The sequence below is a fragment of the Kitasatospora sp. NPDC088351 genome (assembly GCF_040685575.1).
In the GTDB taxonomy this organism is placed as follows: Bacteria; Actinomycetota; Actinomycetes; order Streptomycetales; family Streptomycetaceae; genus Kitasatospora.
The window spans coordinates 1-22,405 of sequence record NZ_JBFBIL010000062.1 but is presented as its reverse complement, the minus strand read 5'-3'; the positions used below and the strand labels follow the sequence as shown (position 1 = coordinate 22,405).

The 22,405-nt window shown below is 73.9% G+C and carries 20 protein-coding genes; 13 read left to right on the top strand and 7 right to left on the bottom strand.

Annotation, left to right across the window (positions count from 1 at the left end; all coding sequences use genetic code 11):
• Positions 1–37: 37 nt before the first annotated feature.
• Both AB0P06_RS30850 and AB0P06_RS30845 read left to right on the top strand, forming a co-directional pair.
• On the top strand, positions 38–310 hold the full coding sequence (locus AB0P06_RS30850; protein WP_363613129.1) for a type II toxin-antitoxin system prevent-host-death family antitoxin: 273 nt from the start codon (positions 38–40) through the stop codon (positions 308–310).
• A complete protein-coding gene (locus tag AB0P06_RS30845) occupies positions 307–576 on the top strand; it encodes a type II toxin-antitoxin system RelE/ParE family toxin (protein WP_363613127.1) in 270 nt (89 codons plus the stop codon). The genes AB0P06_RS30850 and AB0P06_RS30845 overlap by 4 nt, the downstream gene beginning before the upstream one ends.
• 3 nt (positions 577–579) lie before the next feature.
• Here AB0P06_RS30845 and AB0P06_RS30840 read toward each other — a convergent pair whose 3' ends face one another.
• The 3 genes from AB0P06_RS30840 to AB0P06_RS30830 form a co-directional block, all read right to left on the bottom strand.
• Complete coding sequence (locus AB0P06_RS30840; protein ID WP_363613125.1) at positions 580–1,872, bottom strand: coenzyme F420-0:L-glutamate ligase; 1,293 nt, start codon at positions 1,870–1,872, stop codon at positions 580–582.
• On the bottom strand, positions 1,869–2,828 hold the full coding sequence (gene cofD / locus AB0P06_RS30835) for a 2-phospho-L-lactate transferase (RefSeq protein WP_363613123.1): 960 nt from the start codon (positions 2,826–2,828) through the stop codon (positions 1,869–1,871). The genes AB0P06_RS30840 and cofD overlap by 4 nt, the downstream gene beginning before the upstream one ends.
• A gap of 66 nt (positions 2,829–2,894) precedes the next feature.
• Positions 2,895–3,545, bottom strand: coding sequence for a cysteine dioxygenase family protein (locus tag AB0P06_RS30830; protein WP_363613121.1), 651 nt, complete (start codon positions 3,543–3,545; stop codon positions 2,895–2,897).
• A 618-nt stretch (positions 3,546–4,163) separates the two neighbouring features.
• Between AB0P06_RS30830 and AB0P06_RS30825 the strand changes: the two genes are divergently transcribed.
• From AB0P06_RS30825 to AB0P06_RS30815, 3 genes are all read left to right on the top strand, one after another.
• Positions 4,164–4,436 carry a WhiB family transcriptional regulator gene (locus tag AB0P06_RS30825; RefSeq protein ID WP_238862849.1) on the top strand — a complete coding sequence of 91 codons (273 nt, stop codon included), beginning with the start codon at positions 4,164–4,166 and terminating at the stop codon, positions 4,434–4,436.
• A gap of 228 nt (positions 4,437–4,664) precedes the next feature.
• Positions 4,665–8,543: a glycosyltransferase family 2 protein gene (locus AB0P06_RS30820; protein WP_363613119.1), complete on the top strand. Its 3,879-nt coding sequence runs from the start codon at positions 4,665–4,667 to the stop codon at positions 8,541–8,543.
• A 6-nt stretch (positions 8,544–8,549) separates the two neighbouring features.
• On the top strand, positions 8,550–10,283 hold the full coding sequence (locus AB0P06_RS30815; protein ID WP_363613115.1) for a DUF5719 family protein: 1,734 nt from the start codon (positions 8,550–8,552) through the stop codon (positions 10,281–10,283).
• Positions 10,284–10,340: 57 nt separating this feature from the next.
• Here the strand turns inward: AB0P06_RS30815 and AB0P06_RS30810 are convergent, their stop codons facing one another.
• On the bottom strand, positions 10,341–10,793 hold the full coding sequence (locus AB0P06_RS30810) for a metallopeptidase family protein (protein WP_363613113.1): 453 nt from the start codon (positions 10,791–10,793) through the stop codon (positions 10,341–10,343).
• Positions 10,794–10,956: 163 nt separating this feature from the next.
• Here AB0P06_RS30810 and AB0P06_RS30805 point away from each other — a divergent pair, with 163 nt between their 5' ends.
• The 6 genes from AB0P06_RS30805 (at position 10,957) to ahcY (ending at position 17,422) form a co-directional block, all read left to right on the top strand.
• Positions 10,957–11,322, top strand: a complete 366-nt coding sequence (locus AB0P06_RS30805) for a DUF3499 domain-containing protein (protein ID WP_363613111.1) — start codon at positions 10,957–10,959, stop codon at positions 11,320–11,322.
• 164 nt (positions 11,323–11,486) lie between these two features.
• Entirely contained in the window at positions 11,487–12,872 is a 1,386-nt protein-coding gene (locus AB0P06_RS30800; protein ID WP_363613109.1) for a phosphomannomutase/phosphoglucomutase, read from the top strand.
• Between the two features lie 87 nt (positions 12,873–12,959).
• The gene (locus AB0P06_RS30795) at positions 12,960–13,142 is read left to right on the top strand and encodes a Trm112 family protein (protein ID WP_363613107.1); all 183 of its coding nucleotides are present in this window, start codon (positions 12,960–12,962) and stop codon (positions 13,140–13,142) included.
• A gap of 110 nt (positions 13,143–13,252) precedes the next feature.
• Complete coding sequence (locus tag AB0P06_RS30790) at positions 13,253–14,536, top strand: SIS domain-containing protein (protein ID WP_363613105.1); 1,284 nt, start codon at positions 13,253–13,255, stop codon at positions 14,534–14,536.
• A gap of 115 nt (positions 14,537–14,651) precedes the next feature.
• On the top strand, positions 14,652–15,626 hold the full coding sequence (locus AB0P06_RS30785) for a cation diffusion facilitator family transporter (RefSeq protein ID WP_363613103.1): 975 nt from the start codon (positions 14,652–14,654) through the stop codon (positions 15,624–15,626).
• A 347-nt stretch (positions 15,627–15,973) separates the two neighbouring features.
• Positions 15,974–17,422 (top strand): adenosylhomocysteinase, encoded by a 1,449-nt coding sequence (ahcY, locus tag AB0P06_RS30780; protein WP_363613101.1) that lies wholly within the window; start codon positions 15,974–15,976, stop codon positions 17,420–17,422.
• A 71-nt stretch (positions 17,423–17,493) separates the two neighbouring features.
• Here ahcY and AB0P06_RS30775 read toward each other — a convergent pair whose 3' ends face one another.
• A complete protein-coding gene (locus AB0P06_RS30775) occupies positions 17,494–18,555 on the bottom strand; it encodes a hypothetical protein (protein ID WP_363613099.1) in 1,062 nt (353 codons plus the stop codon).
• Complete coding sequence (locus AB0P06_RS30770; protein ID WP_363613098.1) at positions 18,552–19,070, bottom strand: SigE family RNA polymerase sigma factor; 519 nt, start codon at positions 19,068–19,070, stop codon at positions 18,552–18,554. The genes AB0P06_RS30775 and AB0P06_RS30770 overlap by 4 nt, the downstream gene beginning before the upstream one ends.
• A 120-nt stretch (positions 19,071–19,190) precedes the next feature.
• Between AB0P06_RS30770 and AB0P06_RS30765 the strand changes: the two genes are divergently transcribed.
• Positions 19,191–19,826, top strand: a complete 636-nt coding sequence (locus AB0P06_RS30765) for a hypothetical protein (RefSeq protein WP_363613096.1) — start codon at positions 19,191–19,193, stop codon at positions 19,824–19,826.
• A gap of 18 nt (positions 19,827–19,844) precedes the next feature.
• Here the strand turns inward: AB0P06_RS30765 and AB0P06_RS30760 are convergent, their stop codons facing one another.
• Positions 19,845–20,774 carry an RDD family protein gene (locus AB0P06_RS30760; RefSeq protein WP_363613094.1) on the bottom strand — a complete coding sequence of 310 codons (930 nt, stop codon included), beginning with the start codon at positions 20,772–20,774 and terminating at the stop codon, positions 19,845–19,847.
• A gap of 213 nt (positions 20,775–20,987) precedes the next feature.
• On the opposite strand from AB0P06_RS30760, the gene AB0P06_RS30755 reads away from it, so the two are divergent.
• Complete coding sequence (locus AB0P06_RS30755) at positions 20,988–21,992, top strand: stage II sporulation protein M (RefSeq protein WP_363613092.1); 1,005 nt, start codon at positions 20,988–20,990, stop codon at positions 21,990–21,992.
• The last annotated feature ends 413 nt before the right edge of the window (positions 21,993–22,405 follow it).

Genomic DNA, 22,405 nt, shown 5'->3' with positions numbered 1-22,405 from the left:
AACCTCCGGTGTACACCTGCGGGTGTACGCTCGATGCATGGCTGACGCACTGAGCATCCGTGAAGCCCGGGCCCACCTCGCCGAGGTCGTCACCAGGGCCGAGGCCGGCGAGATCACCGTGATCACGCGCAAGGGCGAACGCGTCGGGGCGGTGGTACCCATCGAGATCCTCGACGCCGTAGAGGAGGCCGCGGACGAACTCGCCGCCCGCGAGGCCGAGCAGCACCGGGGCGATCCGACGGTGAGCATGGGCGAGCTGCTGGCGGACCTGTTCGACTCGCCCCCGGGCTCCGCCGGGAGCGCCGCGTGAAGTACGCGTTCCGCTTCACCACGCATGCCCAGCGCCAGTTGCGCACGATCGGCCAGGTCGAGGTGCTGCGGATCCTCACCGCGCTCACCGCGCTGGGAGACGACCCCTGCACCGACGGTCCTGACGTCAAGAAGCTGAGTGGCCACGACGGTCTCTACCGGCTGAGAGCCGGCGACTACCGCGTGATCTACGAGATCGACGGCGAGGTGCTGGTGATTCTCGTCGTGCACGTGGGCAACCGTCGTGATGTGTACCGCCGGCTCTGAGCCCTACCGCACCTCGATGAAGGCGTCGGCGGGCCGGGCGGGGCGGTCGCGCGGGGGTTCGGCGGGGCGGCCGACGGCGATGGCGCCCATCGGGTCCCAGCCGGCCGGGAGGTCCAGGGCGGCGCGGACGGTGTCGCGGCAGAACATCGTGGAGGAGACCCAGGCGGAGCCGTAGCCCTCGCCGGCCAGGGTGACCAGGAGGTTCTGCACGGCGGCGCCGATGGCGACGGTGAACATCTCACGTTCGGCGGTGGCACGGCGCTCGTCGGGGTAGTCGTGGGAGCCGTCCATCACCAGGCAGGGGACCACCAGGTAGGGCGCGTCGCGCAGGACGTCGCCGCGGGCGGTGCGGCGGGCGATCTTCGCGTCGTCCCAGCCGTCGAGCTCGCGCAGGTCCCGCCGCCAGGCGGCGAGCATCGCGTCCAGCAGCCCGGTCCTGGTCCCGGCGGACTCCAGCAGGACGAACCGCCAGGGGGTGGTGTGGTGCGGGGCCGGCGCGGTGACGGCGGCGGCGACCGCGCGGCGGACGGCGGCCCCGTCGACCGGCTCGGCGGTGAAGGAGCGGATGGTCCGCCGCAGGGTGACGGCCTGCCGCAGCGCCTCGGAGGTGCCGAGCCGGAACATGTCGTCGGCGGCCGGGCGGACCAGCGGCCGGGTGCCCTCGCCGTCCTCGGCGGTGACCAGCCGGGCCAGGCCCCGGACGACGGCGACCGGGACGCCGGTGGCCTTGCCCTTCACCAGGTCGGCGGCGGCGGCGAGTTCGTCGGCGGTGGCGGTGACGGTCGTGGCCAGTTCGTTGCCGTGGCTGTCGGTCCGGCCCCGGTGGTCCTCCAGGACGGACAGCCCGGCGGCGCCGATGGCGACATCGGTGAGACCGTCGCGCCAGGGCCGGCCGAAGGTGTCGGTGACGACGACGGCGAGCCTTCGCCCGGTGAGGTGCTGGAGGCGGGCGCGCAGCGCGCGGGCGGAGGCGTCCGGGTCCTCGGGCAGCAGCAGCACGGTGCCGGGGGCGGTGTTGGAGGCGTCCACCCCGGCGGCGGCCATCACCAGGCCGTTGCGGTTCTCGACGATCCGGACCGGGCCGCGCCGGGCGACCACCCGGACGGTCTCGGCGTCGATCGCGGCCTCGCGGTCGGCGGCGTGCAGCAGCCGGCCCTCGGCCTTGCTGACGATCTTCGAGGTGACGAGCAGGATGTCGCCGTCCTCGTAGCTGTCGGCCTTGGCGATCAGCACGGCGAGGTCGGCGCCGGCCTCGACCTCGGGCAGACCGGTGACGGGCAGGATCCGCAGGCTCACGCGCGGACCTGCTCGGCGAGCGCCAGCGCGGCCCGGGCCATCTCACCGGTGGCCGCGAGGTCGGTCATCAGCAGCGGGACGGCCCGGCAGGCGATGCCGCCGGCCTCGACCGCGGCGACCGAGGCCTCGTCCGCGGTGTCCACCAGCCAGCCGTCCAGGAGCGCGGAGCCGTAGTCGAGCGCCACCGCCTCGGCGGTGGCCTCGACGCCGACGGCGGCCAGCACCTTGTCGGCCATGCCGCGCACCGGCGCACCGCCGATGATCGGGGAGAGCCCGACCACGGGCGCGGCGGCGGCGGCCACGGCGGCCCGGATGCCGGGCACGGCGAGGATGGTGCCGATCGAGACGACCGGGTTGGACGGCGGGAAGAGGATCACGTCGGCGGCGGCGATCGCCTCCAGCACCCCGGGCGCGGGCTTGGCGGTGTCCGCGCCGACCGGGATGATCGCCTCGGCGGCCACCGCGGCGTGCAGCCGGACCCAGTACTCCTGGAAGTGGATCGCCCGGGTGCCGTCCTGGTCGGTGATCCGCACGTGCGTCTCGACCCGGTCGTCGCTCATCGGGAGCAGCCGCACGCCCGGCTTCCAGCGCACGCAGAGCGCCTCGGTGACCTGGCTCAGGGTGTACCCGGCGGTGAGCATCTGGCTGCGGACGAGGTGGGTGGCGAAGTCGCGGTCGCCGAGCCCGAACCACTCGGGGCCGACGCCGTACTCCTTCATCTCGGCCTTGATCGACCAGGTCTCGTCGGCCCGGCCCCAGCCCTGTTCCTCGTGGATGCCGCCACCGAGGGTGTACATCACGGTGTCGAGGTCGGGGCAGACCTTGAGGCCGAAGAGGTGGATGTCGTCGCCCGTGTTGCCGATGACGGTGATCTCGTCCTGCGGGCCGACGACCTCCCGGAGTCCGCGCAGGAAGCGCGCTCCGCCGATTCCGCCTGCCAGTGCCACGATGCGCATGCGCCCATCCTGCCACGGTCCGACTGCCCGTCAGCCCGGTCCGTCGGCCGGGTCGGCGGCGTGGCGTCAGTGGGCGTCGGCGCCCGCCTGGGTGCGCGGCTCGGCCTGCTGCTCGGGGACGGCGGTGGCCGCGTACTGGTTCATCGCGGTGAGGCCCGGCGTGTAGACGTGGATGGAGACCGCGGGCTCCAGCGAGCCGTTGACCACCTCGTGCAGGTAGCCGGAGGAGAACACCCGCTGCCCGCCGGGGCGCAGGGTTCGCGCGCCCTCGCCGGCGTGCGTCAGCGAGCGCTCGACCAGCTCGCCCTGGACGACGGTCATCACGCCGGAGGACTCGCCGTGGTCGTGGAAGCCGCTGCTCTGGCCGGGCAGCCAGCTGAGCAGCCAGACCTCGTAGCCGGGGCCGGTCTCCAGCCGGGCGTACCAGCGGGTGAGCGCGTCGTAGCGGACCAGCGGCTCCCAGCGGGCGCGGTCGGCGGCGATCTCGCGGGCCAGCTGGGCGTAGCCGGCGACGGTGGTGGGGTGGCCGGGCAGATCGGTGCGGGCCAGGTGCGGGAAGGCGAGCGGGTCGCCGGCGATGGAGACGTCGCTGAGGCCGTCGGCCCAGCGGCGGGCGGGGCGGGCGCCGGGCGCGGGGGCCGGGGTGGTCGGCGCGAGGCCTCGGCGGGCGAGCTTGTTGCGGTCGCGGTTCCGCTTGCGGATGCGGGTCATACGCACGGGAGTCGTCCTCGTATACGGCTGGTTCGTCAGGGGATCAGCCGGATCCGGGATGTCCTGGGGTGGGAATCGCGGGCGGCCTCTGTGCTTCCTGGGCGGCGCGCGGTGGGACTGCGGGCGCCTAGATACAGCAGGAACAGAGGCGACAACAGGAGTTCACGGCAGGGCGGAGCGCGGAACCGCTCCGGGGGCTGGCGAACTCTGACATGGGACAAAGGAGACCGCATCCCTAGGGGCGGTGTCAACTCGGGAGCTAGGACATTCGGGCGAGATCAGTCACGAACCACCGGATGGGGTGATAAATCACCCTCTATGTTTCGATGGGAAGATCGCCGGGAAGGCAGCCCGATGACCGACCTGTGGCGATGACCGTGTGTCACTCGGCGGATGGTTGCGGATGGTTCCTCGGCATCCGAGGCGTTCGGGCGGTAAGTCCGATGTGTCCAGATATGTACACTATTCGTAATGGCTTGGTGCCGGGGAGTGAATCCTGGCCCCAATACCAGAGCTCGGCTTGACTGAGCCAGAGTGACGCAACTGTAATTTCACTCGTGTCGTCCGCCGCACGAGGCAACGGCAACCACGGGGACGCCAATAGGGGCAGAGGAGGCGCGCCACATGAGCGAGCTCTTTGAGCTGTTGATCGGTGACGGCATCGAGGAGGACGAAGAGGAACTCGGTTGGCAGGAGCGCGCGTTGTGCGCCCAGACCGACCCGGAGTCCTTCTTCCCCGAGAAGGGCGGCTCCACCCGCGAGGCCAAGAAGGTCTGCCTCGCCTGTGAGGTCCGCTCCGAGTGCCTGGAGTACGCCCTCGCCAACGACGAGCGGTTCGGCATCTGGGGCGGCCTCTCCGAGCGCGAGCGCCGTCGGCTCAAGAAGAGCGCGGTCTGACCGGGTCGGCCCCTGACCCTCTCTGACTCTTCGACAACCGCACAGCAGGACGAGCGCCTCACCGTGCTGGTGGGGCGCTTTCGCGTTCCGGACATCCCCGCCGGACCGGGCGTACCGCCTCTGCACGGACACCGCGAACAACGAGGCCATCGAGAGCCGTTAGTGTGGTGCGCCATCCGGTTGCCGTTCACCGGCTGTGTCCACCGAGAACTGGGGCCCGCGCACGCGATGACCGTCTACAGCCACCAGAGCGGCTTCACCGCTGCCAGGCCGCCCGCCTATCCGCGTCACCTGGTCACCGCCGTGATCGTCTCGCACGACGGCGCCCGCTGGCTGCCGCAGGCCCTCGCCGGCCTGCTCGGCCAGGACCGCCAGGTCCAGCGCGTGCTCGCCGTCGACACCGGCTCCACCGACAACTCTCCGCAGTTGCTCGCCGACACCCTCGGCGACTGGCTCCCCGAGAGCGGCCCACTGATCCTCGGCCGCCGGGCCGGCTTCGGCACCGCCGTCGGCGAGGCCGTCGCGGGCACCGCGCCGCTGCGCCCGGACGACCTCCCGTACCGGCTCGACCCCTCCGGCTACGACCCCGTCACCGGCGGCTGGGACGACTTCGGCGACCCGCTCGGCCACGAGGACGACCTCGGCCGCGGCGGCCCCCGCGAGACCCAGCCGGTCGAGTGGCTCTGGCTGCTGCACGACGACTGCGAACCGCAGACCGACGCGCTGCGCCGACTGCTCCAGGTGGCCGACTCCACCCCCAGCGCCGCCGTCGTCGGCCCCAAGCTGCGCAGCTGGTACGACCGCCGCCAGCTGCTGGAGGTCGGCGTCACCATCGCCCGCTCCGGCCGCCGCTGGACCGGGCTCGACCGCCGCGAGCAGGACCAGGGCCAGCACGACCAGGTCCGCCCGGTGCTCGCCGTCTCCACCGCGGGCATGCTGGTCAGGCGCGACGTCTTCGAGGAGCTCGGCGGCTTCGACCGGGCCCTGCCGCTGATGCGCGACGACACCGACTTCTGCTGGCGGGTCAACGCCGCCGGCCACCGCGTGGTGGTCGCCCCCGACGCCGTGCTGCGGCACGCCGAGGCCGCCAGCCGCGAGCGCCGCGCCATCGACTGCGGCCCCTCCCACCCGCACCGGCTGGACAAGGCCGGCGCCGTCTTCACCCTGCTCTCCAACACCAGGGGCCTGCTCTTCCCCTACGTCCTGCTGCGGCTGGTGCTCGGCACCCTGCTGCGGGTCGTCGCCAACCTGCTCGGCAAGGACCCGAAGCAGGCCTTCGACGAACTCGCCGGTCTCGGCCACGAGCTGATCCGGCTGCCCCGGCTGCTGGCCGCCCGCAAACGGCGCGCCCGCACCCGGGCCGCCGACGCCCTGGACGACCGGACGCTCTTCCCGGCGCCCGGGGCCACCGCCCGGCTCGCCGTCGAGGGCATGGTCGGCGCGCTCGGCATCGGCGGCGGCGACGACGCCGGGGCCGGCCGGCACGGCTCGGTCGAGGCCGGACCGGGCGACGAGGAGTCCGAGGACCTGGTCGTCGAGCAGTTCACGCTGATCAAGAAGCTGGCCCGGCGCCCGGCGCCGGTCCTGTTCGCCGCCCTGCTGGTGTTCGCCCTGATCGCCTGCCGCGGCCTGTTCGGCGGCGGTGCCCTGTTCGGCGGTGCCCTGCTGCCCGCCACCGACGGCGCCTCCGGTCTCTGGGACATGTACGCCGGCGCCTGGCACCCCGTCGGCACCGGATCCACCGCCGCCGCACCCCCGTACCTCGGGGTGCTGGCGGTGCTCTCCTGGATCCTGTTCGACCACGCCGACCTCGCGGTCACCCTGCTGGTCGTCCTCTCGGTGCCGCTCGCCGCCGTCAGCGCCTACCTGGTCTCCCGGCCGCTGCTCGACTCCAAGCTGGTCCGGGCCTGGGCCAGTGCCACCTACGCCCTGCTGCCCGCCGCCACCGGCGCGCTCGCCCAGGGCCGGATCGGCACCGCCGTCCTCGCCGTCCTGCTGCCGCCGCTGGCCCGCGCCGCCGCGATCGCCGCCGGTCTCGGCATCCGCGCCGAGACCGCCGCCAAGGGCGCCCGGCCCGGCTGGCGCCCCGCCTGGATGACCGTCCTGCTGCTCACCCTGGCCACCGCGTTCGTCCCGCTGGTCTGGGCGCTGGCCGTGCCGCTCTGCCTGGCCATGCTGGCCATCGCGGTGGTCCGCGGCGGGGCGTTCGGCTCCGGCCTCGACGCGCTGCGCCTGCTCGGTCTGCGCGTCCTGCTGATCCTCGGGGTGCCGGTCCTGGTGCTCGCGCCCTGGTCGCTGCAGGTGCTCTCGCACCCCCAGCGGCTGCTGCTGGAGGCCGGCCTGCCCGGACTGCACGGCAGCGGCGCCGACGCGCTCGGCCTGGTGCTGGTCAACCCCGGCGGCGCCGGGGTGCCGCCGGTCTGGCTGTCGGCGGGCGTGGTGCTCGCCGCGCTGGCCGCCCTGCTGCGCGCCGACCGCCGCCGCGCCGTCCTCGCCGCCTGGGGCGCCGCCGGCGCCGGGATGGTCTTCGCGGTCGTGGTGGCCGGTACCTCCGTCACCCCCGCCTCCGGCGGCCCGGCCGTGCCCGCCTGGGCAGGCCCGGCCACCCTGCTCGCCGGCATCGCCCTGCTGGCCGCCGCGGCCATCGGCGCCGACGGCGCCAACGCCCGGGTGGCCGGCATCGCCTTCGGCTGGCGCCAGCCGGTCGCCGCGCTGGTGGTGGCCGCCGCCGTGCTCGCCCCGCTGGGCACCGGCATCTGGTGGGCCGTCACCGGCGCCGCCGGACCGCTGCACCGCGCCCAGTCCGCCCAGGTGCCCGCCTTCATCGCGGAGGAGGCCGGCACCACCGACCGCTCCCGCACCCTGCTCGTCACCGGCGACCCGAAGGGCGGCTCCGTCCGCTACGCCCTGGTGCGCGGGGCCGGCCTGACCCTGGGCCAGGCCGAGTCCACCGTGGACCCGGCCACCGGCACCGGGAGCGGCCTCGACAAGATGGTCGGCAGCCTGCTGGCCGGCTCCGGCGCCGACCAGGCCGGTGCGCTGGCCGGCTACGGCATCGCCTACGTGCTGGTGGACCAGCCGGTGATCGCCACCTTCAAGGACGTCCTGGACACCACCCCCGGCCTGGTCAAGGTCAACCAGGACGGCGCCGCCGCGCTCTGGCAGGTCAGCGGCACCCCCGCGACCCGCGCCGTGATCACCGCCCCGGGCACCGGCCCGGTCGTGGTCCCCTCCGGCGAGCGCGACCTCGACACCACCGTCCCGGCCGGCCCCGAGGGCCGGGTGCTGCGCCTCGCCGAGGCGGCCGCCCCCGGGTGGAAGGCCACCCTGGACGGCACCGCGCTGGAGTCCACCACCGTCGACGGCTGGGCGCAGGGCTTCAAGCTCCCGGCCGCCGGCGGCAAGCTGGTCGTCACCCGTGAGGGCAGCCTGCTGCACACCGGCTGGATCTGGGCCCAGCTGCTGCTCGGCCTGACCGTCCTGGTGCTGGCCCTGCCCGGCCGCCGCAGCCACAAGGACGACGACCTGCCCGAGGAGGTGGTGGCCGCCGCCGCGCTGGCCGCCGCGGCCCAGGCGCAGGCGCCCGCCCCCGGCAGCCGCCGGGCCCGCCGGATGGCCGAACGCGGCGAGGGCGGCGACGGCGGCCCCGACGACGGCGGGGTGTACGAGGGCCGGCCGGGTGCGATCCCGCACCAGGCCACCGGCGAGGCGCCGGTCGAGGCGGTCGAGGCGGCCGCCGCCGTCCAGGACGCCGAGCCGTACGCCGACCCGTACCAGACGTACCAGCAGGCCGACCCGTACAGCTACGACCCCTACACCGCCCAGCAGCCCGCGGCCGCCCCGTACGGCGGCCAGGGCCAGGGCCAGGGGTACGGCCAGGACGGCTACCAGCCGCAGGCCTACCCGCAGGGCGGCCAGCCGGGCTACGACGCCTACCAGCAGCAGGACCAGCAGTACGCCTACGACCCCTACCAGCAGGCCGAGCAGCAGCCGTGGGTACCGGGGCAGCCGCAGGCCGAGCCCTACTACGACCCGAACGACCCGAATGATCCGAACAACCCCAACGGGCCGGGCCGGTACCCGCACCACCACGGATCGGGGAGCTGACCCGCGATGAAGAAGCCCGCCTTCAAGAAGAAGCCCAAGGCCGAGGCCGGCGACGGCCGGGCCCCGGAGCAGTCCGCGGCCGCCGGGTCCGCCGGATCTTCGGGTTCCGCCCGGACGGCCGCGGGGGCCCCGGGGTCGTCGGGGTCCTCCGGACCCTCCCGGGCCTCGGGGGGAACGAAGACCACCCAGTCGTTCCTGGCCGCCGCCGCCGTGCTCGCGGTGGTCTTCGGGGTCGCCGAGCTGCGCCCGCCGGCCGCGCCGGCCAAGGCCGACCAGGGCGGCACCGCCAGTACCGCGCAGGTCGAGCGGACGGCCGTGGTCTGCCCGCAGCCGCTCCAGGGCCTGACCGGCTCGACCACCCTCACCGCGTACACCCCGCCCGGCACCGGCGCCGCCACCGGCGGAGCCGGCTGGGCGGCCGACGCGGCGGCCCCCGCGACCGCTCCGACCGCCGCGCCGTCCGCCGCCCCGACCACGGCCGCCACCCCGGCGCCCGCCGCGTCCGGCGGCCCGGACAAGGGCGGCGCTCCCGTCGACGCCCGGCTGAACCTGGCCAAGCCCGGCACCCCCGTGGCCGCCCCCGCCGCCAACGGCGACACCGCCCCCGGTGCCGGGGCCGTCGCCACCGGCGCCTTCGCGCCCGGCTTCACCGTCACCCAGACCACCACCGTCACCGAGCAGCGCGGCCTGGGCCTGTCCGGCATCACCTGCACCCCGGCCGGCACCGGCTTCTGGTTCGCCGGGGCCAGCACCGCCGGCGACCGCACCGACTACGTCAGCCTGGTCAACACCGAGTCGACCGCCGCCGTCGTGGACATCAAGCTGTACGGCGACAAGGGCCTGATCGACAACGACGCCGCCAACGGCATCACCGTCGCTCCCGGCAGTTCGCAGTCCGTGCTGCTGCCGACCATCAGCAAGGGCGCGGTCACCGACCTCGCCGTGCACGTGGTCGCCCGCAGCGGCCGGATCGGCGCCGCCCTGCACGCCGCCGACGGCGGCAAGGGCGCCGACTGGATCCCCGCCTCCGCCGACCCGGCGCCCACCCAGGTGCTCCCCGGCCTGCCCGCCGACACCGCCGCCGCCCGCCTGATCGTCTGGGCGCCGCCGGAGGACGACGCCGACCTGAAGATCGAGCTCTCCGGCAAGAACGGCTGGTTCACCCCGGCCAGCAACGAGTCCATCCACGTCAAGGCCGGCATGGTGGCCGCCGTCGACCTCGGCAAGATCACCCGCGACGAGGTGGCCGGTCTGCGGCTCTCGCCCAGCGACGACAAGCACCCCACCCCGGTCGTGGCCGGCCTGCGGATCGACCGCACCGGCCAGAACGGCAAGTCGGACGCCGCCTGGCTGACCGGCACCGTGCCGGTCGGCGCCCGCGCCACCGTGGCCGACAACCGCGGCGGGGGCGCGTCCACGCTCTTCCTCACCTCCACCGGTGACGCCGCCACCGTCCGGGTCACCGCCTCGGCGGGCACCGGCGGCGGCACCCCGGCCACCAAGGACGTCGAGGTCCCGCCCGGCGGCACGGTCGCCCTCCCGGCCCCCGAGCCCGGCGGGCTGAACGGCAGCTTCGCGCTCACCGTGGAGACCGTCTCCGGCGGCCCGGTGGTGGCCGCCCGGATGCTCGCGATCCCCACCAAGGACGTGCCGATGTTCACCGTCCAGGCCCTGCGCGACGACCGCAGCAGCGTCAAGGTCCCGCAGGCCGCCCAGGACCCGGACGTCGTGCTGCGCTGACCCCGCGACACCGAGGGGCGGTACCCGGACGAACCCGGGTACCGCCCCTTCGCGCTGTCAGTCCTCGTCGTAGCGGGGGTCGATGGCGTCCGGCGACAGCCCCAGCAGCTCCGCCACCTGCTCGATCAGGATCTCGTGCACCAGCGCCGCGCGGTCCTCCCGCGACTTCGCCCGGATCTCCACCGGCCGCCGGTACACCACGATCTGGCTCTTGCGCCCCTGCCGGCCCGGCGACACCCGGCCCAGCGGCACCCCGCCGTCCGGGTCCGCGCCGTCCGCCTCGTGCAGCGGCACCTCCTGGACGGCGAACTCGACCTCGATCAACTGCGGCCAACGCCGTTCGAGACGCTCCACCGACTCGCGCACGTAGTCGTCGAACAACTCGGAGCGGGTGAGCGAGATCGGCACCTGCGGCGGCGCCAGCGGGCCGCGCAGGCCCCTGCCGTGCCGGTCGCGGTGCCGGGGGCGGCGCGAGGGCCCCGTCGATGACTGCGGTGCAGAGCTGTCCATATCACTGCCGAGGGTAGTCCTTGGACGGTCGGAAGTGGACCACTCCGACAGCGAATAGCGCCGGGCGACGGGTGCACGGACGGGCGCGCGGAGCGCGACACGGCACACCCTCCGGGCAGGCGGTCTTCGCTCCCCGGCGGGGAGTGCGGTACCGTCCACCCTCGTGAGCTCTGTACGTCGTTGTTCGCGGACCGCGTGCGGCCGGCCGGCCGTCGCGACGCTGACGTACGTCTACGCGGACTCCACCGCCGTGCTCGGCCCGCTCGCCACCTATGCCGAGCCGCACTGCTACGACCTGTGCGCCGAGCACGCCGAGCGGCTCACCGCCCCGCGCGGCTGGGAGGTCGTCCGGCTCGCCGCCGAGGCCGGGCCGCTGCGCCGCAGCAGCGACGACCTGGAAGCGCTCGCCAACGCCGTCCGCGAGGCCGCCCGCCCGCAGACCCCCCGTCAGGGCCGCGGGCCCGCAGGCGAATCCATCGAAGGCAGCCGCCGCGGCCACCTCCGCGTGCTGCGCTCGCCCGACAACTGACGCCCGGCCCGGACCACACCGCGCACGGACCGTTGGTCCGGCCCCGGTACGCTGCCCGTCTACCGCCGACCGAACGGCGCGGTACCCCGACCTATCGTGACCGGGGGCGACCAGCCCGCCGATCACACGCACACCGATCAGACAGAGACCAGGGTGGAGCCGCAGTGCGCGACCTCAAGCAGCTCGTGAAGGCGTACGACGTACGAGGCGTTGTCCCGGACCAGTGGGACGAGACCCTCGCGCGCGCCTTCGGCGCCGCGTTCGTGCAGGTCACCGGAGCGACCGCGATCGTGGTCGGCCACGACATGCGGCCCTCCTCGCCGTCCCTGAGCCGGGCCTTCGGCGAGGGCGCCGCCTCCTACGGCGCCGACGTCGTCGAGATCGGCCTCTGCTCGACCGACCAGCTGTACTACGCCAGCGGCAAGCTCGACCTGCCCGGCGCGATGTTCACCGCCAGCCACAACCCGGCCCAGTACAACGGCATCAAGCTCTGCCGCGCCGGCGCCGCCCCGGTCGGCCAGGACACCGGCCTGGCCGAGATCCGCGAGCTGGTCGAGTCCTGGACCGGCGAGGACGACACCGTCACCGTCCCGGCCGTGGACGTCAAGCCCGGCGCCCTGTCCGCGCAGGACACCCTGCGCGGCTACGCCGACCACCTGCTCGGCCTGGTCGACCTCAGCACGATCCGCCCGCTCAAGGTCGCCGTGGACGCCGGCAACGGCATGGGCGGTCACACCGTCCCCACCGTCTTCGACGGCCTGCCGATCGAGCTCGTCCCGATGTACTTCGAGCTGGACGGCACCTTCCCCAACCACGAGGCCAACCCGCTCGACCCGAAGAACCTGGTCGACCTCCAGGCCAAGGTCCGCGAGACCGGCGCCGACCTCGGCCTCGCCTTCGACGGCGACGCCGACCGCTGCTTCGTCGTCGACGAGCGCGGCGAGCCGGTCTCCCCGTCCGCCATCACCGCGCTGGTCGCCGTCCGTGAGATCGCCCGGGCGAAGGCCGCCGGCGAGGACGAGCCGACCGTCATCCACAACCTGATCACCTCCTGGACCGTCCCCGAGGTGGTCCGCGAGCTCGGCGGCAAGCCGGTCCGCACCCGGGTCGGCCACTCCTTCATCAAGCAGGAGATGGCCGTCACCGACGCCGTCTTCGGCGGCGAGCACTCCGCGCACTACTACTTCCGCGACTTCTGGCGCGCCGACACCGGCATGCTCGCCGCCCTGCACGTGCTGGCCGCCCTCGGCGGGCAGGACGGCACGCTCTCCGCGCTGACCGCCGAGTACGACCGCTACGCCGCCTCCGGCGAGATCAACAGCACCGTCGCCGACCAGGCCGACCGCTCGGCCGCCGTCCGCGCCGCGTACGCCGGCCTGGAGGGCACCACCGTGGACGAGCTGGACGGCCTCACCGTCGCCGGCCCCGACTGGTGGTTCAACCTGCGCGCCTCCAACACCGAGCCGCTGCTTCGCCTCAACGTCGAGGCCAGGGATCCGGCCAGGATGGCCGAGCTGCGGGACGGCGTGCTCGCCATCGTCCGCGCCTGACGCACAACCCGCGTGCCCCGGCCGGTAGGGTTTCCTCCTGGCCGGGGCACCGCCGTGCCACCCCCGAGATCTGGAGCCCGACACCTCATGAAGCTCGAATCCTTCCTGCTGGAGATCCTGGTCTGCCCGCAGTGCCGGGCCGCGCTCACCGAGGGCGGCACCGAGGAGCAGCCCGAACTGGTCTGCACCGGCGAGACCTGCGGCCTGGCGTACCCGGTCCGGGACGGCATTCCGGTGCTGCTGGTGGACGAGGCCCGCCGCCCGGCCTGATCCTTGGGGCGGACACCTCGGGGCGGACGGTCCGGGAGCGGACGCCCGCACCCGTCGGCCGCACCACCGCTCAGCCCGCAGCGCCCAGCCAGCAGCCGGAGGCCCGCCGCATGCTCGACGACACCCTGCTCGACGACCCGGCCGCCCTCCAGCGCGCCGACCACGACCGGGCCCTGCTCGCCCTGGCCGGCTCCGGCGCCCGGGTCCGCACCGCGCTGCGGCTCGCCGAGGCGGCCGGCGTCGACCGGCTCCGCCCGGACGGCCGTCCGCGCGCCGTCCTGGTGGCCGGCCACGGCAGCGCCCTGACGGCGGGCGAGATCCTCGCCGTCCTGGCGGGCACCGCCAGCCTGGTCGCCCCGCTGCCGCCGACCGACGTCGCGGCCGTGCCACGGGTGGACCGCGCCACCGCGCCGCCGGTCTTCACCGCCGGGCTGGCCTGGCAGCTCCCCGGCTGGGTCGGGCCGCTGGACCTGTTGGTCATCAGCTCCGCCGACGGCGGCGAACGGGGCCTGATCGGCCTCGCCGAGCAGGCGTACGCGCGGGGCTGCGCCCTCGTCGTCACCGCCCCCGCCGGCAGCCCGCTGGCCGAGGCCGCCCTCCAGGTGCGCGCGCTGCCGCTGCCGTACGTGCCGTCCAACCTCCCCGAGGCCGAGACGCCGCCGGGACCGTCCGCCGAGCCGGACCTGCCGGCCGAGGACCCGGCCGCGCTCTGGGCCCACCTCACCCCGCTGCTCGCGCTCGCCCAGAAGCTCGGGGTCACCCAGCTGCCGTACGACGCGCTGCCGGCCACCGCCGACCTGCTCGACGCGACCGCCGTCCGCTGCCGCCCGGACGCCGCCGCGTACACCAACCCCGCCAAGAGCCTGGCCGCCCGGCTGGCCGGGACCGTCCCGCTGCTCTGGGCCGAGGGGCCGGTGGCCGGGGCCGCCGCCGGCCGGTTCGCCGCCCAGCTCGCCGACCGGGCCGGGCGCCCGGCGCTGGCCGGGCCGCTGCCGCAGGTGCTCACCGCGCACCGCGGCATGTTCACCGGCCAGCTCGGCGCGGGCGCCGACCCCGACGACTTCTTCCGCGACCGGGTGGACGAGCCGGACCCGCTGCACCTCCAGGTCCTGCTGCTGCGCCACGTCCCCGGGGGCGTGGGCGGGTCCGGTGGTCCGGGCGGTCCCGGTGATCCCGGCGAGCAGGACGGCGGCGGCCCGGTCGAGGTGCCGGAGGACGACGAGGGCCCGCGCGGGTTCGGGGCCTCCCGGGCGCACCGGCTGGCCGCCGCCCACGACGTCCGGCTCACCGAGTACGCCAGCACCCGGCCCGATCCGCTGCACGCGCTGGCCGACCTCGTGGCCCTCACCGACTTCGCCGCCGTCTACCTGGGGCTCGCGGCGGTGCAGTCCTGAGGCCGTTCCCGGTGGCCCGGTACCGTATGCGCTCGACGACTCCGACCGGGACGGATCCGGCGGAGCGGAGCGCGGGCTGTGTGGACGGCCCCCCGACGGAGGGACCCTCCTCAGCATGAGCACCGAAGGCGGTACCAAGGCACTGGTCGCGGCCCTGTCCGCGAACCTCGCGATCGCGGTGGCCAAGTTCACCGCCTTCGGCTTCACCGGCTCCTCCTCGATGCTGGCCGAGGGCGTGCACTCGGTCGCCGACTCCGGGAACCAGGTGCTGCTGCTGATCGGCGGCAAGCGGGCCCGCCGGGAGGCGGACGAGGAGCACCCCTTCGGCTACGGCCGCGAGCGCTACATCTACGGCTTCCTGGTCGCCATCGTGCTGTTCAGCGTCGGCGGTCTGTTCGCGATCTACGAGGGCTGGCACAAGATCAGCCACCCGGAGGAGCTGGACTCCTGGTACTGGGCGGTCGGCGTGCTGCTCTTCGCCATCGGGATGGAGGGCTGGTCCTTCCTGACCGCGATGCGCGAGTCGGCGAAGGCCAAGGGCGGGCAGGGCTGGGTGCAGTTCATCCGTACCGCCAAGGCCCCCGAGCTGCCCGTGGTGCTGCTGGAGGACGCCGGCGCGCTGATCGGTCTGGTGCTCGCGCTGCTGGGCGTCTCGCTCACCGTGATCACCGGGGACGGCGTCTGGGACGGCGCCGGCACCCTCTGCATCGGCATCCTGCTGGTGGTGATCGCCGTGGTGCTGGCCCTGGAGACCAAGTCGCTGCTGCTCGGCGAGTCCGCCGACAAGGACTCGGTCCGCAGGATCCGCGAGGCGCTGGTGGACCACGACTCCGTCACCCGGGTCATCCACATGCGGACCCTGCACCTGGGCCCGGAGGAACTGCTGGTCGCCGCCAAGATCGGGGTGAACGCGGAGGACACCGCCGCCCAGGTGGCCGAGGCCATCGACGCCGCCGAGGCACGGGTCCGCCAGGCCGTCCCGATCGCCCGGGCGATCTACCTGGAACCGGACGTCTACAGCGCCGAGAAGGCCGCCCAGGGCGACGACCCGGCGGCCACCCCCGGCGGCCCGGGGCTCACGGCGCACTGACGATATTTCGCCCAAAGTCCTTGGGCCGGGCTCTCGTTCCGCTGGAGAGCGGGGCCTCCCCCGGCCGAAAAACGGTCATCCCGAGCCGCCCGTCCGGACCGCCGGTGTAGATTCGTCACCAGAGCCAGAACGTCGCTGCTGATGGCGGTCGATCGGCGGTCCGCACTCGTGCGGGTGCCCGCCGGTCGAGGGAGAGAGGTCCTCCGACGGTTTGTGCTGCGCAGCAGGGAGCCGGTCCTCCACGGACCGGGCACCCCGGCGTTGCCGCGCACCCGTGCAGCCCCGCCGTGCCGCAACGCACGCCAGGACCGTGGCCATGCCCCACCCCATCAGCGAGGAGCAGACGCATGTCGACCGACATCACCGGTGACTTCAAGGTCGCCGACCTTTCCCTGGCGCCGTTCGGGCGCAAGGAGATCCAGCTGGCCGAGCACGAGATGCCCGGCCTGATGGCGATTCGCGCGGAGTACGCCGCTTCGCAGCCGCTGGCCGGCGCCCGGATCACCGGTTCGCTGCACATGACCGTGCAGACGGCGGTGCTGATCGAGACCCTGACGGCGCTGGGCGCCGAGGTCCGCTGGTGCTCGTGCAACATCTTCTCGACCCAGGACCACGCGGCCGCGGCGATCGCGGTCGGTCCGGAGGGCACCCCGGAGAACCCGCAGGGCGTGCCGGTGTTCGCCTGGAAGGGCGAGACCCTGGACGAGTACTGGTGGTGCACCGAGCAGGCGCTGACCTGGCCGAACGGCAAGACCCCGAACATGATCCTGGACGACGGCGGCGACGCGACGCTGCTGATCCACAAGGGTGTGGAGTTCGAGAAGGCCGGGGCCGCGCCGGACCCGTCGACCGCGGACAACGACGAGTTCCGGATCATCCTGGAGCTGCTCAACCGCACCCTGGTCGAGACGCCGAACAAGTGGACCGAGGTCGCCGCCACGATCAAGGGCGTGACCGAGGAGACCACCACGGGCGTCCACCGCCTGTACGAGATGCACCGTGACGGCAACCTGCTGTTCCCGGCGATCAACGTCAACGACTCGGTGACGAAGTCGAAGTTCGACAACAAGTACGGCTGCCGGCACTCGCTGATCGACGGCATCAACCGCGCCACCGACGTGCTGATCGGCGGCAAGGTCGCGGTCGTCGCCGGCTACGGCGACGTGGGCAAGGGCTGCGCGGAGTCGCTGCGCGGCCAGGGCGCCCGGGTGATCGTCACCGAGATCGACCCGATCTGCGCGCTGCAGGCCGCGATGGACGGCTACCAGGTCGCGACGCTGGAAGACGTGGTGGAGACGGCCGACATCTTCATCACCACGACCGGCAACAAGGACATCATCATGGCCTCGCACATGGCCCGGATGAAGCACCAGGCGATCGTGGGCAACATCGGCCACTTCGACAACGAGATCGACATGGCCGGTCTGGCGAAGCTGCCGGGTGTGGTGAAGACCGAGGTGAAGCCGCAGGTCCACGAGTGGCGCAAGGAGGACGGCCGGACGATCATCGTGCTGTCCGAGGGGCGTCTGCTGAACCTGGGCAACGCGACCGGCCACCCGTCGTTCGTGATGTCCAACTCCTTCGCGAACCAGACGATCGCCCAGATCGAGCTGTTCACGAAGACCGAGCAGTACCCGATCGGCGTCTACGTGCTGCCGAAGCACCTGGACGAGAAGGTCGCGCGGCTGCACCTGGACGCGCTGGGCGTGAAGCTGACCACCCTGAGCCAGGACCAGGCCGACTACATCGGCGTCCCGGTCGAGGGCCCGTACAAGGCGGACCAGTACCGCTACTGATCCGTTGACCCGACGGCCGCGGCCGGTGCCCCTGCTCAAGGGGTGCCGGCCGCGGCCGCGTTCAGCGGGTGTCAGCGCAGGACGTCGGTGACCCAGGCGCTGTCGTCGAGCCCGAGCGCCTGGATGCGGTCGAGCACCGCCGGTACGCCGCCGAGCCGCTCCAGCGACGGCGGCGGGTCCTCCGTCATCTGGGCGCAGACCCGCACGCCGCGGTCGACCGAACAGAGCGGCACGTAGCGGCCGTAGCTGCCGGGGGTGGTGGGAGTGGGGCTCGGCCCGGGCACGTCCGGCCTCAGGGTGACCGCGAGGGTCCGGCCGTCGACCCGGAGCACCAGATCGAACGACCAGTCGTCCGTGCCCGGATCCGACCGCAGGAGGCGCGCCTCGGCCACCTTGACCACGCCGGGCAGGTCGGTGATCCGCAGCGGCAGGGGGACGTCCCAGTGCCCGTACCGGACGTCGGCCGCGACCCGGTGCAGGACGTCCCGGGAGACGTCCTCCGGCCGGCCGCCGTGGGCCGTGATCTCCGCCCAGCGACCCGAGGGCGTCAGCCAGCGCAGCATCACGGCGTTGGGTTCCCGGTCACTGAGGGGGAGCGCCCAGTAGGCCTTCTTCCCGTTGACCGGCGGGGCCTCCTCCTCGGCCAGTGGCCATCCGCCCGGATCCCTCTCCACGGGCTCGGACCCGGCCGGGTAGAGCGAGAGCAGGATCTGGGGGGCGTCGGGCCCCTTGCCCCGGGCCGCGATGTGGCCGTCGGCGTCGGACGGGCCGATGATCTCGGCGTCCGGCGGGTTGTAGCTGATGCCGGTCCGGCCGCCGACCCAGTCCGGCAGCCAGCCGAACCGGACCTCCGTGGTGAGCGGGTCGGCACCGAGGTACGTCATGGGCGGTGACGGGGAGACGACCGGCACGGCGGGCGCCGGGGCGCCACCGGGCGCCTGGAGGAGCAGTGAGGCGGCCAGGGCCACCACCGTGGCGGCGGCCGCAGCCCCGACGGCGGCCCGCCGCCGGCGGCGCAGCCGGGCCCGGCCCTGGACGATCGCCCAGGCGGTGTCGAGGGCGGTGGGCGGTGCGGGCTGGTCGGCCAGGGCGATCAGCTGCTCGGTCAGGTCGCGAGGCTCGTCGGTCGTCATGGCGTCCTCTCGGTGGCGACGGGGAGGGCGGCGAGGGTGTGCCGGAGCGTCGCGAGGCCGCGCGAGGTCTGGCTCTTGACGTTGCCCGACGAGCAGCCCATCGCCTCGGCCGCCTGGTCGACCGTCAGATCGCAGTAGTAGCGGAGCACCACGGTGGCCCGCTGGCGCGGGGGCAGCGTGGCGAGGGCCTGCCGCAGGTCGAGAGAGGCGTCGAGGTCGGGGCCGACGGCGGCCGCGTCCAGCTCCCGGTCGGTGCCGCTGCGGGTGGTCCGCCGCCACCAGGGCGAGCGCTGCTCGGCCAGGAAGATGTTGACCAGCACCCTGCGGGCGTAGCCGTCGAGGTTCTCCATCCGTCCGGCCCGTGGCCAGTTGATGTAGAGCCTGGTCACGCTCTCCTGGACCAGGTCGTCCGCGCGGTGCCAGTCCCCGCACAGCAGATAGGCGACCTTGCGCAGCCAGCCGCTCCTGGTCGCCACGTACTCGGTGAACTCCGTTTCGCGTGCCTGCCCCGCCATCCCCGCCCCCCTTCCTCCGGATCGGAGGCGCGGATCCGCGCCGCCCACCCCCCTAATGCGGGCACCCGCCGTAAACGTTGCATGCCGACCGGGCCGGACCGCCCACGTAGGCTTCGGACCATGCCCAACGGCCGGTACTCGCTCCACGACACCCATGACCACGTGCTGCTCGGGGAGGAGCGCTTCAGCTGCGCGCCCGGGCCGGCCGGCTGGCGGTACGTCTCCAAGACGTACGGGCCGGACGGCCAGGTCGTCGGCACCGTCGACCTGACGCTGGACTCGCGCAGCCGTCCGCTGCGGATGGAGCTGCGGGCGGGCGGCTGGCAGGTGCGCGGCGGGGCCGTCGACGGGGTGGCGTGGGTGCGCACCGACGCGGCGGACCCGGCCGGGGAGCACGCGACGGAGGGCCACGACCGAGCGCACGGCTTCACCGGGCGCTCGCCGGCCTTCCTGGTCGCGACCGCCCGGCTGCTACGGCTGGGGGAGGGGGCCAGTGCGCGGGTGCGGCTGGTCGCGTTCTCCGAACCGGTGCTGGCGCCGCGCACCTTCGACCAGGGGTGGCTGCTGGAGGGGGTGGAGACGCACCGGACCGACTCGGGGCCGCTGCTGGTCGAGCGGTACCAGGTGGCCGACCTGGAGACGGGCGAGCAGCAGGTGGTCCACCTCGCGGGGGACGTGGTGCTGGCGGCCGCCGGGGTCGAGCTGGAGGAGCTGGCGTCGCCGCCGAACGCCTGGCCGGCCGAGTTCGGGGGCTGAGCGGTTGAGCCTGGGGCGTCAGGCCGGCGGGGCGAAGCCCGTGCCGGGGGACTGCGGCGGGGCGGGGGCGGGCGCCGGGGTGGCGGGGGCGGGCGCCGCAGGGGCCCCGGTCGCGCTGGGCACCGTGGGAGCCGCAGCGGCGGTGGGTGTCGCGGGGGCGGCCGGGGCCGGCTGCCGGTACGACGCGTGGCCCTGCGCCCTGGTCCACTCCCGGCGCTGCCGCTCGGTCAGCACCGCACCGAGGTAGGCCGCCGGGTGCAGCCCGTACGGGACCGGGTGCCCGGTGCGGGCGGAGAGGTCGTCGGCGAGCCGGGCGGACATCTGGTGCGCCACCGCCGGGTCCAGCTCGCCGATCCGCCCGAGCAGCTGGCGGACCGCCAGCCAGAGCGGCTCCGGCACGGCGGAGAGATCCATCGCGACCAGCTCGGCGCCCATCGCCTGCAACAGCTGCGGGTGCACCACCGGCAGGGCGGTCGCGGCGCCGCCGCCCGGCACCCGCTCGCGGACCACCAGCGTCCCCGCGAAGATGTCGCCCAGTCGCTTGCCGTCCGAGGACACCGCCGAGCAGATCGCGGCCGGCACCCCGCTCAGCGCGACGATCTCGAAGAAGCCGACCAGGCCGCGCACCAGCGAGTGCCGGAACCGCACCGGCCCGCCGTCGCTGCGTACCACCCGCAGGCCCAGGGCGGCCTTGCCGAGCGAACGTCCGCGGGTGAGGGTCTCGACCATGACGGGCAGGGCGACCATGAAGAACACCAGCAGCCCGAGCGTGAGGGCGGCGAAGGCCGCGCTGTCGAGCCCGGTGAGGACGATGCCCAGGATCAGGGACGACAGCACCAGTGCGGCCGACTGCACGATCAGGTCCAGTGCGATGGCCAGCGCCCTGCTGGGAAGCTTCGCCGTGCGCAGGCCGAGGACGACCGCCTCACCCGTCACCAGGTCGCTCAAGACACCCGTCCGTTCCCATTGGTGGTCCGTGGGGGAGGGGACGTCCGTCGGATCGTCCCCCACGACCCCGATCTGCAGTCGTCAACATACGGGGCCGCGCACCCGTGCGGGAAGTGAGGTCCCGGCGGCCGGGGCGGCCCCGTCGGCTGGCATGCTGGGCCGCACCCGCACCCGACTGCCCCGCGCGCCCCGCGCCGACCCTGGAGCCGCCGAATGGACCTGGACGTCTTCGTCGCCACCCACCAGGGGGAGTGGGCCCGGCTGGACGCCCTCGCCAGGAACCGCCGGCTCAGTGGTGAGGAGGCCGACGAGCTCGTCACCCTCTACCAACGCGCCACCGGCCACCTGGCCAAGGTCCAGGCCGCCGCGCCCGACCCCACCCTCGAAGGCCGGCTCACCAGCCTGGTCTCCCGGGCCCGCGACGCGGTCACGGGCAGCCGCAGCAGCGGCTGGCGGGACGTCGCGCGGTACTACACGGTGAGCTTCCCGGCCGCGCTCTACCGCTCGCGCCGCTGGTGGCTGCCGGTCGCCGTGCTCTCTCTGCTCGCCACCGCCGTGGTCGCCTGGTGGGTGGCCGCGCACCCGGAGGTCCGCAACAGCCTGGCCACGCCGGAGACGCTGCGGGAGATGACCAGGCCCGGCGGCGAGTACGAGGCGTACTACTCGGACCGCCCGGCCGGTTCCTTCGCGGCGCAGGTCTGGACGAACAACGCCTGGATCGCGGTGCAGTGCCTGCTCTACGGCATCGCGCTCGGCATCCCCGTGCTCTTCGTGCTGTGGACCAACGTCCTCAATCTCGGCCTCGGCATCGGCCTGATGGCCTCGGCGGGCCGGCTCGACGTCTTCCTCGGCCTGCTGATTCCACACGGCCTGCTGGAGCTGACCGCCGTCTTCGTGGCCGGCGGCCTGGGCCTGCGCCTCGGCTGGACGATCATCGACCCGGGCCCGCGCACCCGCGGGACGGCGCTGGCCGAACAGGGCCGGTCCATCATCGGGATGGCCATCGGCCTGACGACCGTTCTGGCCGTCTCCGGTGTCCTGGAAGCCTTTGTGACCCCGTCCGGCCTTCCCACCTGGGCGCGTATCGCGATCGGAGCCGCCGCGGAGGTGGCGTTCCTGTTGTACGCCCTCGTCCTGGGCCGGAAGGCCGCCGCGGCCGGCGAAACCGGCGATCTGGACGCGGCCGACCGGGCGGACCTGCAGCCGGTCGCGGCCTGAGCCGATGTGATCCACAGGCCTCTGACCTGGTACTGTTCTCACATCCCAGCAAAACCATTGACGTGGTGGCGGTGGGCTAGTAGGTTTGAACGGTTGAGACCGACTGGACAACGGTCGGGCTCGGGCGCTAGTGTCTACGACACCGCCGAACGAGGCCAGCGTGTTTTACGAATGCGCTCCCTCCGACGAGGTAAATTCCGGAACTGAGCACACCGAAAGCTTTGATAAGCTTCGGAGCGAAGTGAAGGAAATCCCCCCAGCGGGAATTCAGGGAAACAAACGCCGGTCAAACCGGCAGCGCGGATCTGATAGGCTGGGAACACGAAAGAACGAAGCGCCCGGAGGGCCCGCTGGAAGGCGGCCTGAAGGAAGTGTCCGTTCCTTGAGAACTCAACAGCGTGCCAAAAGTCAAC

Bases quoted from the DNA above. Each gene is read 5' to 3' on its own strand.
- AB0P06_RS30850 (WP_363613129.1), top strand. From the start codon at position 38: ATGGCTGACGCACTGAGCATCCGTGAAGCCCGGGCCCACCTCGCCGAG.
- cofD (WP_363613123.1), bottom strand. From the start codon at position 2,828: ATGCGCATCGTGGCACTGGCAGGCGGAATCGGCGGAGCGCGCTTCCTG.
- AB0P06_RS30825 (WP_238862849.1), top strand. From the start codon at position 4,164: ATGAGCGAGCTCTTTGAGCTGTTGATCGGTGACGGCATCGAGGAGGAC.
- AB0P06_RS30820 (WP_363613119.1), top strand. From the start codon at position 4,665: ATGACCGTCTACAGCCACCAGAGCGGCTTCACCGCTGCCAGGCCGCCC.
- AB0P06_RS30815 (WP_363613115.1), top strand. From the start codon at position 8,550: ATGAAGAAGCCCGCCTTCAAGAAGAAGCCCAAGGCCGAGGCCGGCGAC.
- AB0P06_RS30810 (WP_363613113.1), bottom strand. From the start codon at position 10,793: ATGGACAGCTCTGCACCGCAGTCATCGACGGGGCCCTCGCGCCGCCCC.
- AB0P06_RS30795 (WP_363613107.1), top strand. From the start codon at position 12,960: ATGAAGCTCGAATCCTTCCTGCTGGAGATCCTGGTCTGCCCGCAGTGC.
- AB0P06_RS30790 (WP_363613105.1), top strand. From the start codon at position 13,253: ATGCTCGACGACACCCTGCTCGACGACCCGGCCGCCCTCCAGCGCGCC.
- AB0P06_RS30785 (WP_363613103.1), top strand. From the start codon at position 14,652: ATGAGCACCGAAGGCGGTACCAAGGCACTGGTCGCGGCCCTGTCCGCG.
- ahcY (WP_363613101.1), top strand. From the start codon at position 15,974: ATGTCGACCGACATCACCGGTGACTTCAAGGTCGCCGACCTTTCCCTG.
- AB0P06_RS30775 (WP_363613099.1), bottom strand. From the start codon at position 18,555: ATGACGACCGACGAGCCTCGCGACCTGACCGAGCAGCTGATCGCCCTG.
- AB0P06_RS30770 (WP_363613098.1), bottom strand. From the start codon at position 19,070: ATGGCGGGGCAGGCACGCGAAACGGAGTTCACCGAGTACGTGGCGACC.
- AB0P06_RS30765 (WP_363613096.1), top strand. From the start codon at position 19,191: ATGCCCAACGGCCGGTACTCGCTCCACGACACCCATGACCACGTGCTG.
- AB0P06_RS30755 (WP_363613092.1), top strand. From the start codon at position 20,988: ATGGACCTGGACGTCTTCGTCGCCACCCACCAGGGGGAGTGGGCCCGG.